Below are 14,820 nucleotides of genomic sequence, written 5' to 3'. Positions count from 1 at the left end.
ATGAAGATAGTAGTTTGCATAAAGCAAGTTCCAGATACAACAGCTGTTAAAATAGACCCAGTTAAGGGAACATTAATTAGAGACGGTGTTGCATCAATAATGAACCCAGAAGATAAACATGCATTAGAAGAAGCATTAGCATTAAAAGATAGCTTAGGCGCTCATGTTACTGTTGTTACTATGGGATTACCACAAGCAGAAGAAATATTAAGAGAAGCAATAGCTATGGGAGCAGATGAAGCTGTTTTACTTACAGATAGAGTACTTGGAGGTGCAGATACTCTTGCTACATCAAGTGCACTTGCAGGAGCTTTAAGAAAACTTGAATATGATATTATATTCTGTGGAAGACAAGCTATTGATGGAGATACAGCTCAAGTTGGACCTGAAATAGCAGAACACTTAGGAATTCCTCAAATAACATATGTTCAAGATGTTAAGGTTGAAGGAGATAAATTAATAGTAAATAGAGCTTTAGAAGATGGTTATGAAATCATCGAAGTAAAGACTCCAGTACTATTAACTGCAATAAAAGAATTAAATGAGCCAAGATATATGAATGCAAAATTAATTTTTGAGACATTTGGCAAGGAAGTTAAGGTATGGAGTGCCGATGATATAGATGTAGATAAGGCTTCATTAGGATTAAAGGGTTCTCCTACAAAAGTTAAGAAGAGTTCTACTAAGGAAGTTAAAGGTGCTGGAGAGATTAAGAATTTACCAGCAAAAGAAGCTGCAGCATATGCAGTAGAAAAATTAGTAGAGAAACATTACATCTAAATTATGGGAGGTATTGAATGATGAATATAGCAGAATATAAGGGCGGCGTTTGGGTATTCGCTGAACAAAGAGACGGCGTACTTCAAAAAGTATCATTAGAGCTTGTGGGAAAAGGTACAGAAATTGCAAAAAAATTAGACACTAAAGTAGTAGCAGTATTACTTGGTGAAAATATAAAATCTCTTGCAGATCAATTAGTAGCGCATGGTGCTGACGAAGTTTTAGTTTGTGAAAGTCCATTATTAAAAGACTTTACAACAGATGGATATACTAAAGTAATCTGTGATTTAGTAAATGAAAAGAAACCAGAAGTATTATTAGTTGGAGCTTCTTTCATAGGAAGAGATTTAGGACCAAGAATAGCTGGTAGATTAAAAACTGGATTAACTGCTGACTGTACAGGATTAGATGTTGATGCTGAAGGAGGATATCTTTTAGCTACTAGACCTGCATTTGGTGGTAACTTAATTGCTACTATCGTTTGTGAAAATCATAGACCACAAATGGCTACAGTAAGACCAGGAGTTTTTGATAAGCTTCCTGAAAGTGATAGAAAAGGTGAAATTGTAGATGTAGAAGTTGCTTTAACAGAAAGTGATATAAGAACTAAGGTTATAGAAAAAGTTAAAGTTGAAAAGAATGTTGCAGATATTTCTGAGGCTAAAGTTATTGTAGCTGGAGGAAGAGGTGTAGGTTCTGCTGAAGGATTTGAACTTTTAAAAGAATTAGCAGATGTTTTAGATGGAGAAATTGCTGGTTCAAGAGCTGCAATTGAAAAAGGTTGGATTGATAAAGAACTTCAAGTTGGACAAACTGGTAAAACTGTTAAACCTACAATTTATATAGCAGTAGGAATATCAGGAGCTATTCAACATACAAGTGGTATGGCTGATTCAGAATATATAATTGCTATTAATAAAGATGAATCAGCACCTATGATGAAATTAGCTGATCTTGCTTTAGTAGGTGATTATAAGAAGGTTGTTAAAGAACTTATTGAGCAAATAAAAGCTAAAAAAATAGAAGATTAGATATTAGAGACAAGAAAGAACAGGTGACTTATTTAATTTGCAGTTGATTCTTTCTTCTAAATTAATATATAGCTAGAAAGGGGATATTAGTATGAAGAAGGTATGTGTAATTGGTGCAGGTACTATGGGGTCTGGAATTGCTCAAGTGTTTGCAGTAAAAGGATATGAAGTTGTATTAAGGGATGTAAAAGATGAATTTATTGAAAGAGGATTAAATGGAATAAGTAAAACTTTTGATAAATTAGTTTCAAAGGGAAAAATGACAGAAGAAGATAAGGTTGCTGCTTTAACTAGAATAACAGGATCTACTAATATAAATGATGTAGCAGATTGCGATTTAGTTATAGAAGCTGCTGTTGAAAATATGAATGTTAAGAAACAAATTTTTGCTGAACTTGATGAAGTATGTAAAGCTGAGACTATTTTAGCTACTAATACTTCCTCACTTTCAATTACTGAAGTTGCTGCAGCTACTAAGAGACCAGGAAAGGTTATAGGAATGCACTTCTTTAACCCAGCTCCAGTAATGAAGCTTGTTGAAATAATAAGAGGTATGGCTACTGAACAAGAAACTTTTGATGCTGTTAAGGAGCTTACAGAAGCTATAGGAAAGCAAGGTGTTGAAGTTGCTGAAGCACCTGGATTTGTTGTAAATAGAATTTTAATTCCAATGATTAATGAAGCAGTTGGAATTTTTTCAGAAGGAATAGCATCTGTTGAAGATATTGATACAGCTATGAAACTTGGAGCTAATCATCCAATGGGACCATTAGCACTTGGAGATCTTATTGGATTAGATGTATGTCTTGCTATTATGGATGTATTATTTAAAGAAACTGGAGATTCTAAATACAGAGCTAATGCATTACTTAGAAAATATGTAAGAGCTGGATGGCTTGGAAGAAAGACTGGAAAAGGATTCTACGATTATTCAAAATAGAACTTATCCAGTGCACGGGTGTCAGTTCACAGTGCAGAGTTAATGTTAAATACAAAAATACAAATTCTATCTCTGTTGTCTGCAGGACTTATAATATTTTCCCCACAGGGGAAAATTAACCTAAATTGAGAATTGAGAAATGTGAATTATCAAAAGTGTCATATAAAAAGAGGTATCGCTAACAAATTTTCCTTTGTTAGCGATACCTCATTTAGATTTTTATTGATTTATATTAAATTATGTGAGAAATAGCTTTTAGCAATATCTCTAAAACCTAATTTTATTAATGATTTTATAGTTATACCTACTAATTCATATGTTGAAGTATTATCTTTTCTTATTTTATTCAAAACAGTGACAATTTCGTTACTAATATCTTTAATGTCAGCTGAATTTAAAGAGAAATTTATATCATTTGAAGCGTTTATTATTGAAGTTTCAATTTTTCCGATATTTAGATCTTGTAGAGATCCATCCTTTTTTATTACATTCATTATAGTCACCCCTATGCGATATTTACTAATATCTTGATATAAAATATATCGGATGAAATATTATAATATTTATAGGGAATTTATTATATTTATTTTTTACTATTTGATAAAAGGATATTATATATGTATAATAAGTTTTGAAACAGAAAAGATGGAGTGAATTATTATGAGAATTAGAAGAAAACCATGGGCTAGACCAGAGCTTGAAAGTTGTGATTTTTTTATAACGAACCCTAGAGAATATAAAGGAAAATGGCAACAATTATTTAATAATAATAATCCTATTTATTTAGAGCTTGGATGTGGTAAAGGAAATTTTGTATCAGTTCATGGATCAAAAAATAAGAATATTAACTATATTGCTATAGATATAAAAGATGAAGTATTAGTTTTAGCAAAGAGAAATATTGAAAAAGAGTATGAGAATAATGGTGCTAGATTAGATAATGTAAAATTGATGGCCTTTGAGATTGCGCTTATTAATGAAATTTTTGATAAAGATGAAATAAGTAGAATATATATTAACTTCTGTAACCCTTGGCCAAAAGAGAGACATAAGAAAAGAAGACTGACTCATACAAGACAATTAACTCAGTATAAAAATTTCTCAAAACCAGGAACGGAGATATGGTTTAAGACTGATGATGATAATTTATTTGAAGAATCATTAGAATATTTTAAAGAATGTGATATGGATATTAAATATATAACATATGATTTACACAATAGCGATTTTGAAGGAAATGTAGAAACAGAACATGAAAAAATGTTTTCTGATATGGGCATTAAGATAAAGTGTTTAAAAGCGATTATATAAAATTAACTCAGCTTAAATGCTGAGTTAATTTTAGATAGAGGTGAGATAGAAGTGAAACTTGATGGGAAAGTAGCATTAATCACAGGAGCATCTAGGGGGATAGGAAAAGAAATCTCAAAAGAGTTCATAAAAAATGGTGCTACAGTTATTATAAATTATAAAAATAGCACAGAATATGGTAATATAACTTTCAGTGAATTACAGCAGTATGGTATTGTAGATAGGTTTATTGGTGATGTCTCTAATGAGGAATTTGTTGTTTCAATGATAGATTCAATAATAAAAAAATACGGTAAGATTGATATATTAGTAAATAATGCTGGAATATCTTCTTTTAATATGTTAGTTGATACTACTATAAGCGATTTTAACAACATAATGGATGTTAATTTTAAGTCAGTTTATCTCTTATGTAGGGAAGTTTTGAAATCAATGATGTATGATAAAGGTGTTATTCTTAATATATCATCTATGTGGGGGGAACAGGGGTCTTCTTGTGAGACACTTTATTCCGCTTCTAAAGGTGCCATAAATGCATTTACAAGAGCATTATCAAAAGAAGTATCATCTATGGGAGTAAGAGTTAATGCTATTGCACCAGGAGCTATTGATACAGATATGAATAAGGGTTTTACTGAGGAAGAAATAAAAGAGATAGAAGAAATGTGTTCACTTGGAAGATTGGGAACAGCAAAAGAGATAGCTAAAGTTGCATTATTTTTATGTAGTGATGATAGTTCATTTATTACTGGAGAAATAATAAACGTAACTGGTGGAAAAATATAAACATAATTTTATGTATAAAATAAATTTTTAAACATAATAATATAGATAGTATAATATAAAATGTTTAAAAGGTATGGAGGTACGAAATGAAAGCTATTGTAAATAAAGATACTTGTATTGGATGCGGATTATGTGCATCAATGTGTCCTGATGTGTATAATTTAGATGATGAAGAAGGTAAAGCAGAAGCCATCGATGAAGAAATAGATGAATCTTTAATTGATGAAGCAATGGAAGCTAGAGATAGTTGTCCAGTTGAGGCTATTGATATTAAAGGTGATTAATAGGAAACATAATATAAAAAACTGTTGAACTAAGAGTGCAACAGTTTTTTATTAAATTTTTTATGAAAAGTTTTATAAAATTGATAGTATTTTCAAAATGCAGTATACACATAACTTGCAAAAATATTCAACAAAATGTAATATATTATGTAAGAAATAATTTTATTACAGAGGGGGCAATAAAAAACATGGGGTTAACTGTGGCAGAAAAAATAATAAAAGCTCATTTAGTTAAAGGTGAAATGAAAACAGGAAAAGAAATTGCAATAAGAATTGATCAAACTTTAACTCAAGATTCAACAGGAACTATGGCTTATTTACAATTTGAAGCTTTAGGAGTAGATAGAGTAAAAACTAAAAAGTCAATTGCATATATAGATCATAATATGTTGCAAAGTGGTCCTGAAAATGCAGATGACCATGCATATATACAAACTGTAACAAAAAAACATGGAATATACTTCTCAAAACCAGGTAATGGTATATGTCACCAAGTTCAATTAGAAAGAATCGGTGTTCCAGGATATACACTATTAGGATCAGATTCACATACACCAACTGGTGGTGGAATTGGAATGTTGGCTATTGGAGCAGGTGGATTAGATGTAGCTGTTGCAATGGGCGGTGGAGAATATTATTTAACAATGCCTGAAATAGTAAAAGTTAATTTAAAAGGTAAGTTAAACAAAGGTGTTGCAGCTAAAGATGTAATACTAGAAGTGTTAAGACAATTAACTGTAAAAGGTGGAGTTAATAAGATTATAGAATATACAGGAGAAGGGGTTAAATATTTAACTGTTCCTGAAAGAGCTACTATAACAAATATGGGGGCAGAACTTGGAGCAACTACTTCAGTGTTCCCAAGTGATGATACTACAAGAGAATTCCTAAAAGCACAAGGAAGGGAAGCTGACTTTACAGAAATTATTCCAGATGAAGATGCTGTTTATGGAAAAGAAATTGAGGTTAATTTAAGTGAATTAACTCCACTTGTAGCAAAACCACATATGCCAGATAAAGTAGTATCAGTTAATGAAGTTAAGGGAATTAAAGTAAATCAAGTTGCTATAGGAAGTTGTACAAATTCATCTTATGCTGATATGATGAAAGTTGCTAAAATATTAAAAGGTAAAACAGTAGCGGAGAATGTATCATTAGTTATAGCACCAGGATCAAGACAAGTATTAACTATGCTTGCTAAAAATGGTGCATTAGCAGATATGGTAGCTGCTGGAGCTAGAATATTAGAATCTGCATGTGGTCCTTGTATTGGTATGGGACAATCACCATGTACTGATGCTGTTTCACTTAGAACATTTAACAGAAATTTTGAAGGAAGAAGTGGTACTAAATCTGCTAAAGTATATTTAGTAAGTCCAGAAATTGCAGCAGTATCTGCTATTGAAGGAGTAATTTCAAATCCATGCGATTTTGATTTAGATTTAGATGTTGAAATGCCAAAAGAATTCTTAATTAATGATAATATGATTATGGAACCAGCAGAAAAATCTTCAGATGTTGAAGTTGTTAGAGGACCAAATATAAAACCATTCCCTAAGAATGATGCTCTAGTGGATGTTATTGAAAAAAATGTATTGATAAAGGTAGAAGACAATATAACTACAGATCATATAATGCCTTCAAATGCAAAGCTTTTACCATATAGATCAAATATTCCATATTTAAGTGAATATTGCTTAACTCCTTGTGATGAAGAATTCCCTAAGAGATGTAAAGAACAAGGCGGTGGATTTATTGTTGCAGGAGAAAACTATGGACAAGGTTCATCAAGAGAACATGCAGCTTTAGCACCAGTTTACTTAGGAATAAAAGCTGTTATGGCTAAATCTTTTGCTAGAATTCATAGAGATAACTTAGTGAATAATGGTATATTACCATTAACTTTCGATAATGCAAGTGACTATGATACTATAGATTTAAATGATACATTAGTTATTAATAATGCTATTGAATCAGTTAAAGAAGGAAAAGTTATTGTTTCTAATAAGACAAAGTCTTTAACATATAGCTTATCTCTAACTGTAACTGATAGACAAAAAGATATGCTTATGGCCGGTGGTTTATTAAATATGATAAGAGAAAAAAATAATAAATAATAAATATTAGTATTTTAGTAGTGAACAAGACGTAAAAACTATAATGATGAGAAGAAGGTATCCTATTAATAAATGAGAATTTGTTAATTCGATACCTTCTATTATTTTATGGGGAAGGCTCTGATGTATTTAAATAGTTCCTTTTTAGCAACAATGGTAAAAAGTGAATTCTATAAATATTTATACATAAATATTGCATAAATATAAAAAACGATGTATAATCAATATATAGAAAAGGATAAAAGATATTTATTTTAAATATATATTATTGATAGGGGGATTAAAAATGAAAGAAAAAGTAGTATTAGCATATTCAGGTGGATTAGATACATCAATTATTATCGCATGGCTTAAAGAAAATTATGATTATGATGTAATAGCAGTTTGCCTAAATGTAGGACAAAATGATGATATGGAAGCTATAGAGAAAAAAGCATATGCATCAGGAGCTAGTAAGGTGTATATAGAAGATTTAAGAGAAGAATTCGTAACTGAAAGTTTATACATGGCAGTTAAAGCCGAAGCGAAATATGAAGGTAAATATATGCTTGGAACTTCCCTTGCAAGACCTATAATGGCTAAGAGATTAGTAGAGGTAGCTAAAAAGGAAAATGCATCAGCTATTTGTCATGGTTGTACAGGAAAAGGTAATGACCAAGTACGTTTTGAATCATCAATTTGGGCTTTTGATCCATTTATGAAAATAATAGCACCATGGAGAATTTGGGATATAAAGTCAAGAGAAGATGCTATTGATTATGCCAATGCTCATAATATTGAGATATCAGTAACTAAGGCTAAGATATATTCAAGAGATGAAAACTTATGGCATATTTCTCACGAAGGTGGAGATATAGAAGATTTAAAAAATGAACATAAGGATGAAATATACATGAAGAGTATTTCACCAATGGAAGCAAAAGATGAGCCAACTTATGTAGAAATATATTTTGAACAAGGTATTCCAAAGAAGATAGATGGAGTTGAACTTCCTCCTGTTGAATTAATGATGAAATTAAATAAATTAGGTGGAGAAAATGGTATAGGAGTAGAAGATCTTATAGAAAACAGATTAGTTGGTATGAAATCTAGAGGTGTATATGAAACACCAGGAGGAACTATTCTTTATAAAGCTCACTCTATATTAGAAAGTGCAACTTTAGAAAAAGATGCAATGCATTATAAAGAATTAGTATCTATAAAATATGCAGAAATGATTTATGAAGGAAAATGGTTTACAGATTTAAAACATGCATTAGATGCATTTATAAATGAAACTCAAAAAAATGTTACTGGAACTGTTAAGGTAAAATTATACAAAGGTAATATTAAACCAGCAGGTATATTTACTGATCATGCATTATATGATGACACAATTTCTTCTTTTGGAGCTTCTGATTTATATGATCATAAAGATGCTGAAGGATTTATTAAATTATTCTCTCTTCCAACAAAAATTTCAGCTATGAAAGGTAAAAAATAATTATGAAACTTTGGGGTGGACGTTTTAAAAAGGGTGAAAGTAAGCTTATGGAGGATTTTAATTCATCCCTTCCTTTTGATAAGAGACTTTATTATGAAGACATTACAGGAAGTATAGCTCATGTCACAATGCTTAAGAAGTGTAATATAATATCAGAAGAAGAGGGAGATGCCATTAAAAAAGGCTTAGAAGATTTACTTAGTGACATAGAGGAAGGAAAAGTATTAATTGAAGGAAGCTATGAAGATATTCATTCTTTTGTAGAAATAAACTTAATTGAGAGAATTGGTAATGTAGCAAAAAAGCTTCATACATCTAGAAGTAGAAATGATCAAGTAGCTTTAGATATGAGATTATATACAAAAAAATCTGCTATTGCTATTAAGGAATATTTAAGTAAGTTGGTAAATACACTAAATAAAGTAGGAGAAAAAAATCCATATATAATGCCTGGATATACTCATCTTCAAAGGGCACAAGCTGTAACATTTACTCATCATATGAAAGCTTATGTTTCAATGTTTACTAGAGATATAAAGAGAATTGAAAATGCTATAGACATATTGGATGAATCGCCACTTGGATGTTGTGCTTTAGCAGGTACTACCTATAACATAGATAGAGAATTTACTGCAAAAGAGTTAGGGTTTAAAAAGCCTGTAGATAACTTTTTAGATGGTGTTTCAGATAGAGATTATTTGCTTGAACTTAGCGGAGATTTTTCTATAATAATGATGCATTTATCACGTTTATCAGAAGAACTTATATTATGGAGTTCAAAGGAATTTGATTTCATATTAATTGATGACGAATTTGCTACTGGTAGCTCTATTATGCCTCAAAAGAAAAATCCTGATGGCCCAGAACTTATTAGAGGTAAGAGTGGCAGAGTTTATGGATCACATGTATCTTTATTAACAACAATGAAGTCTTTGCCATTAGCTTATAATAAGGATATGCAAGAGGATAAAGAAGTATTCTTTGATAGTATAGATACAGTTTCAAAATGTCTTATTGTTATGGAAAGAATTATTGCAACAATGAAAGTTAAAAAAGAATCTATGAAAAAAGCTGTGAAAGCTGGATTTTTAAATGCTACTGAAGTAGCTGACTATTTGGTAAACAAAGGTATGGCTTTTAGAGATGCGCATAAAGTTGTTGGTGAAATAGTGCTTTATTGTGAAGAATCTTCTAAGGCTATAGAAGATTTATCATTAGATGAAATTAAAAAGTTTTCTAACTTATTTTCACAAGATATTTATGAATTTATAAATTATGAAAACTCAATTAAAAAAGGGATAAAGAAAAATATGTAAGGTGGCAAATTTGCCATCTTTTTAATTTATTTGATGCAAATTATAACTTAAAATTATGAAAATTAATTGAATTTTGCAATATTGACACTATACAAATTTCATAAATGTGATATAATAGAGATTAGTTATGGTAGAAAATATTAAAAATAGGGGGGCTTATAGTGAAGAAGGAATTTTCAATTAGTAGAGAAAAGGCTATGATAAATTTCACTGCTAAGTATTGTAAGACACCAGCTCAATTATTAGAGAGTGAAGGCTTTGAAAGGGTGTTAGTAAGCTATTTAACATCTATTGAGAAGAAGAAAGATACTTTATATACATTTTTAGTAGAAGGATTTAATACTGAAGATATTAAGGTACTTCAAGATAAGATTACAGGGATGTTAAAGCTTCTTGTTGTAATGAGTGCTGAGGAAATTGCAAAGTTAAATAAGGAGTTTGAAGATCTAGTAGAATCAAGAGAGTTATGTGTTAAATTAGTAGAGGGCTTATATGGATATTGGAGAAGGTTGGAAAGATATACAATAGTACAACATTCTAAGATAAATGAAGGATTAGAAAATGTATCCTTCATTGAAGCTAATACTGAATTCTCAGCATTAGTACTTAGTACTTATAGAAAAATTGAAAAAAACATTGTTGGAGTTAAACCTAAGGTATACAGACAATTACCAGCAGGTGGAAATGTTGGGCTTATAACAAGTAATTTTAAATGGAATCTTCCAGAAGAATATAGTGTGCTTAAAGATATAGCATTCATTGATGCAATTGTTATTGACTCTCCATTTATAATTTATCCTAAGAGAAATACAAGAGATGGAATTTTTAAAGAAGTTTATGAAAATCCACTAAATTACTGTAAGCTTACAAAAGAACATTGGTTTTGTTACAGAGCAAAAGTTGGTGAACTATTAGCTTATGTATATTTCCATAGAGATTTTATGGCTCATGGAGTTACAATGTGTAATCTTTTTGAGATGGCAGATCCAGAGGAAGTTAAAGGTAAGAAGCCAGATATAGTATATGTATTTGGAGCTAAAGATGAAGTAGGAGATAAAACAGTATTTTATCATGATAAAGAAAATGATATTATGCTTGGATATGTTTCATATAATGAGAATATAGATTACTTTGGTTATATGAAGAAGATGACATTGACACTTCATAATGTAAAAATGATCGAAGAAGGATATTTACCTATTCATGGAGCAATGGTTAATTTAAAATTAAAAAATGGAACTGAGTCTAATGTTATTATAATGGGAGATAGTGGAGCAGGTAAATCTGAATCTTTAGAAGCATTTAGATCATTAAGTGAAGATTATATAAGCGAAATGACAATAATATTTGATGATATGGGTGTAGTTAAAATTAAAGATGGAAAGGCAATGGGATACGGTACAGAAACTGGTGCCTTTGTTAGATTAGATGATTTGGATCCTGGATATGCTTTTAAAGAAATGGATAGAAGTATATTTATGAATCCAGATAAAATAAATGCTCGTCTTGTTATGCCGGTGGCTACTTATGAAGAAATTACTAAGGGGTATAAGATAGATATGTTCTTATATGCTAATAATTATAATGATGGAGAAGAGCTTGAGTATTTTAATAGCAAAGAAGAAGCTTTGCCAACATTTAGAGATGGAGCAAGAATGGCAAAAGGAACTACTACTGAAAAGGGATTAGTAAAATCATTCTTTGCAAATCCGTTTGGACCGGTTCAAAAACAAGAAGAAACTGAAGTTTTATTAGATAAATATTTTTCTAACTTCTTTGAAACAGGAGTAAAAGTAGGACAACTAAGAACAAGACTTGGTATAAAAGGAAAAGAAAAGAATGGTCCATTAAAGGCTGCAGAAAAATTATTAGAAGCAATTAAAACATTAAATTAAAAAGAGTAGCATTTGCTACTCTTTTTAATTTCTATACTCTTCACGGCCGAAAAACGAAATAGCATATATTCCTGATAATCCAACCAAACCATATATAATTCTAGTAAACATAGATGTAAAACCAAAAAGAGAACCAACTAAGTTGTAATTAAAGAAACCAATTAGTCCCCAGTTTAATGCACCAATTACAACTAAAATAAGTGCAATAGCATCTAATACTTTCATATTAAAACCTCCTAAAGTTTTATATGATTAGTATTCTCAAATAATCATAAAATATAATAACTAATTTTACAATTCTATATTTCTATCAATAGGTTGAGATAATGATATAAGTGTATCTGTTCTTTGGATACCTTCAATAGTTTGAATTTTATTAAGAAGAAGATCTTGTAAGTCAGATATATTTTTACAAATAACTTTCATAAATATAGAATATTCTCCAGTAGTATAATGTAATTCTACTATTTCTTTTATATTATTTAAAGCATCTAGAACATTAGGATATGAAGCAGCTTTATCTAAATAAATACCCATAAAACAAGTAACATCATAACCTAATTTTGAGTTGTCAATCATAAGTTTTGTACCTTTGATTATACCCATGTCTTCCATTTTTTTCATTCTTACATGGATAGTTCCACCACTAACATGACATTTTCTTGCAATTTCTAGAAAAGGGGTTCTAGAATCTTTTATTAAAATATCAAGAATTTGTAGATCTAATTCATCAAGACCATTTATATTTAAGTTCATATTAATCACTCCTAAATATCTGATAACTAATATTATTATATCGAGCCATTAATAATTTATCAAAAATATTATGAAAAATCAATGAAAATATCTTAATATATAAGTTCTAAAAAACAATCTACATTGATAAGAAACTTATGTTAGAAGTTGTTTATCTTATTTCATTTAATGATGTAGATTTTCAAATAAAACATATATATATTAATAAATATGAAGTGATAATGATAAAATATCAAAAAAAGCCGCGATTTATTAAAAGTATTGAAAAAAACATAAAATGGTATTATTATATTATTAAGACATGTTTGGGGGTAATTTTATGAAAGATGTTATTAAGAATGAAGAAATTGAAGCATTAGAAAAAGTTATAAAGAAAGTTAAAAGACCATGTTTAAAAGAAATATTATCAGTACAACAACAAATACTAAGATCAATAGATGAATTTATGATTAAAGAAAATGTAACTAGAGTAATGCCTTTAATGATGGCACCGATAACTGATACATTAAATCATGATGTTGAAGAAACTGAATTAAATTATTGTGGTCAAAAATTTGATGTTATGAAATCTATGATATTTCATAAGCAATTAATTTTAATGAACGAGGGGCTAGAAAAAATATATATAGTGTCACCTAATATAAGATTAGAGAGACCAGAAAGAAATGATACAAGACATTTATTTGAATTTTCACAAGTAGATTTTGAATTTAAAAATGCCAAGATGGATGATGTATTGTCATTTATTGAAAGATTAGTTTCATATGTATTTTATGATTTAAAAGAGAAATGTTCAAAGGAAATTACAAGTATGGTAGGTTCTTTGGAACATTTAAATATTACAAAGCCTTTTGCTAGATATAGAACAGAAGACTTATGTGAAAAATATGGAGAGGATTTTGAAAGAATTGCATCAGAAAAAGCTACAGAGCCTTTCTTTTTAATAAATCATAAGAGGGAATTTTATGATAAAGAAGATTTAAATAATCCAGGAACTTATTTAAATTATGATTTAATTTGGCCAAGAGGTTTTGTTGAAGGATTAAGCGGTGGAGAAAGAGAATTTGAATATGATAGAATTTTAGTTAGAATGGATGAAATAGGACAATCTAGAGAATTATTTAGAAATTATATTGAAGTAGCTAAAAGAGGATTGTTACCTCAAACTGCTGGTGCAGGGTTAGGAGTGGAAAGAATAACTAGATATGTATTGCAACTTGGCGGTATAGATGATGTTACCATTTTTAATAGAAAACCAGGGGAAACACCATATATATTCTAATAGATATATTTTAAAAGTTAATTTTATTTGCTATAATAGTTCTAGTAAAGCTAGAACTATTTTTATTTTGAAAGGGGAATTTTTATGTTTTCAACTATATTACAAATAGTAGCAATCATTTTACTATCTTTAGTAGGAAGAAATGTTATTAGAATATTCTTTTATGAAAAGTTATCAAAAGTAAACAAATGGGTATTTCTAGTTATTGGTGTTATTTTAGTGGCATTACCTATTATATTAAAATGGCATTTTAAAAGTTTTGCTTTTCTACTTGTAATGTCTTTAGGAATAATTTCATTAATTTTATTTTTTGATAGATTAGGTATATTAGGAGATAAATTAATAGCTGAAGAAAAAGAAGAAGAAAAGAAAGTTATTAAGCCTAAAGCTAAGCCTAATAGAGTAAAAAATATGAGTGAAGAAGAAAAGAAAAATCAATTATTAAAATAAAATTTTGAATAGGGGAAAAAATAATGGATTGGTTAAAGTTTATATATGATCTAATAGCTGTCTTTGGATTTTCTATATTGGGAATTATACTTATGGCTATAGGATATAAAGTTCTTGATTGGGTTGTACCAGCAGACTTTAACAAGGAATTAGAAAAGGGAAATTTAGCTGTTGGAATTGTTGTTGCTGGGTTACTTATTGGTATAGCTCTAATAATTGCGAGAGTTGTTGGGGTGTAAATATAAAAGAATTGTCATGTTACTAATTATATAAAATGGTACCTATAACATGGACACATAAAAAAAGAGTGTCTAGTTTATAGGTACTTTTTTATGTATAATTAAAATTATCTTGGAGGAAATAGTGGATATGAGTAAAATTAAATTTTC

The 14,820-nt window shown here is 29.5% G+C and carries 16 protein-coding genes; 13 read left to right on the top strand and 3 right to left on the bottom strand.

Going from position 1 to position 14,820, the window contains the following annotated elements; all coding sequences use genetic code 11:
• The 3 genes from KQI30_RS03260 to KQI30_RS03250 all read left to right on the top strand — a co-directional run bounded on the left by KQI30_RS03260 (nt 1) and on the right by KQI30_RS03250 (nt 2,751).
• Nucleotides 1-780, top strand: a complete 780-nt coding sequence (locus KQI30_RS03260) for an electron transfer flavoprotein subunit beta/FixA family protein (protein WP_216461754.1) — start codon at nt 1-3, stop codon at nt 778-780.
• A 20-nt stretch (nt 781-800) separates the two neighbouring features.
• The gene (locus tag KQI30_RS03255; protein ID WP_216461850.1) at nt 801-1,811 is read left to right on the top strand and encodes an electron transfer flavoprotein subunit alpha/FixB family protein; all 1,011 of its coding nucleotides are present in this window, start codon (nt 801-803) and stop codon (nt 1,809-1,811) included.
• Between the two features lie 91 nt (nt 1,812-1,902).
• Nucleotides 1,903-2,751: a 3-hydroxybutyryl-CoA dehydrogenase gene (locus KQI30_RS03250; protein ID WP_216461752.1), complete on the top strand. Its 849-nt coding sequence runs from the start codon at nt 1,903-1,905 to the stop codon at nt 2,749-2,751.
• A 227-nt stretch (nt 2,752-2,978) separates the two neighbouring features.
• On the opposite strand, the gene KQI30_RS03245 is transcribed toward KQI30_RS03250, so the two are convergent.
• Nucleotides 2,979-3,245: an ATP cone domain-containing protein gene (locus KQI30_RS03245; RefSeq protein ID WP_216461751.1), complete on the bottom strand. Its 267-nt coding sequence runs from the start codon at nt 3,243-3,245 to the stop codon at nt 2,979-2,981.
• Between the two features lie 166 nt (nt 3,246-3,411).
• Between KQI30_RS03245 and trmB the strand changes: the two genes are divergently transcribed.
• The 7 genes from trmB (at nt 3,412) to KQI30_RS03210 (ending at nt 11,943) form a co-directional block, all read left to right on the top strand.
• Nucleotides 3,412-4,062, top strand: a complete 651-nt coding sequence (trmB, locus tag KQI30_RS03240; RefSeq protein WP_216461750.1) for a tRNA (guanosine(46)-N7)-methyltransferase TrmB — start codon at nt 3,412-3,414, stop codon at nt 4,060-4,062.
• A gap of 51 nt (nt 4,063-4,113) precedes the next feature.
• Nucleotides 4,114-4,848: a glucose 1-dehydrogenase gene (locus KQI30_RS03235; RefSeq protein ID WP_216461749.1), complete on the top strand. Its 735-nt coding sequence runs from the start codon at nt 4,114-4,116 to the stop codon at nt 4,846-4,848.
• An 86-nt stretch (nt 4,849-4,934) separates the two neighbouring features.
• The gene (locus tag KQI30_RS03230; RefSeq protein ID WP_216461748.1) at nt 4,935-5,132 is read left to right on the top strand and encodes a ferredoxin; all 198 of its coding nucleotides are present in this window, start codon (nt 4,935-4,937) and stop codon (nt 5,130-5,132) included.
• Nucleotides 5,133-5,320: 188 nt separating this feature from the next.
• On the top strand, nt 5,321-7,249 hold the full coding sequence (locus KQI30_RS03225) for an aconitate hydratase (protein ID WP_216461747.1): 1,929 nt from the start codon (nt 5,321-5,323) through the stop codon (nt 7,247-7,249).
• Nucleotides 7,250-7,535: 286 nt separating this feature from the next.
• Nucleotides 7,536-8,732 (top strand): argininosuccinate synthase, encoded by a 1,197-nt coding sequence (locus KQI30_RS03220; protein ID WP_216461745.1) that lies wholly within the window; start codon nt 7,536-7,538, stop codon nt 8,730-8,732.
• Between the two features lie 2 nt (nt 8,733-8,734).
• A complete protein-coding gene (argH, locus tag KQI30_RS03215) occupies nt 8,735-10,048 on the top strand; it encodes an argininosuccinate lyase (protein WP_216461744.1) in 1,314 nt (437 codons plus the stop codon).
• Nucleotides 10,049-10,209: 161 nt separating this feature from the next.
• Complete coding sequence (locus KQI30_RS03210; protein ID WP_216461743.1) at nt 10,210-11,943, top strand: phosphoenolpyruvate carboxykinase; 1,734 nt, start codon at nt 10,210-10,212, stop codon at nt 11,941-11,943.
• A 24-nt stretch (nt 11,944-11,967) separates the two neighbouring features.
• Here the strand turns inward: KQI30_RS03210 and KQI30_RS03205 are convergent, their stop codons facing one another.
• Nucleotides 11,968-12,168: a DUF378 domain-containing protein gene (locus KQI30_RS03205; RefSeq protein ID WP_216461742.1), complete on the bottom strand. Its 201-nt coding sequence runs from the start codon at nt 12,166-12,168 to the stop codon at nt 11,968-11,970.
• A 66-nt stretch (nt 12,169-12,234) separates the two neighbouring features.
• Nucleotides 12,235-12,699, bottom strand: a complete 465-nt coding sequence (locus tag KQI30_RS03200) for an Lrp/AsnC ligand binding domain-containing protein (protein ID WP_216461741.1) — start codon at nt 12,697-12,699, stop codon at nt 12,235-12,237.
• 319 nt (nt 12,700-13,018) lie between these two features.
• Between KQI30_RS03200 and KQI30_RS03195 the strand changes: the two genes are divergently transcribed.
• The 3 genes from KQI30_RS03195 (at nt 13,019) to KQI30_RS03185 (ending at nt 14,670) form a co-directional block, all read left to right on the top strand.
• Nucleotides 13,019-13,981, top strand: coding sequence for an asparagine synthetase A (locus KQI30_RS03195; protein ID WP_216461740.1), 963 nt, complete (start codon nt 13,019-13,021; stop codon nt 13,979-13,981).
• An 84-nt stretch (nt 13,982-14,065) separates the two neighbouring features.
• Nucleotides 14,066-14,431, top strand: coding sequence for a hypothetical protein (locus tag KQI30_RS03190; protein ID WP_216461738.1), 366 nt, complete (start codon nt 14,066-14,068; stop codon nt 14,429-14,431).
• A gap of 23 nt (nt 14,432-14,454) precedes the next feature.
• Nucleotides 14,455-14,670 (top strand): DUF350 domain-containing protein, encoded by a 216-nt coding sequence (locus KQI30_RS03185; RefSeq protein ID WP_216461737.1) that lies wholly within the window; start codon nt 14,455-14,457, stop codon nt 14,668-14,670.
• Nucleotides 14,671-14,820: the final 150 nt, after the last annotated feature.

The organism is Clostridium bornimense, assembly GCF_018917145.1.
Classification (GTDB): domain Bacteria; phylum Bacillota; class Clostridia; order Clostridiales; family Clostridiaceae; genus Clostridium_AN; species Clostridium_AN bornimense_A.
Note: the sequence above shows the minus strand (reverse complement) of the source record. Positions and strands in the feature narration are given on the sequence as shown.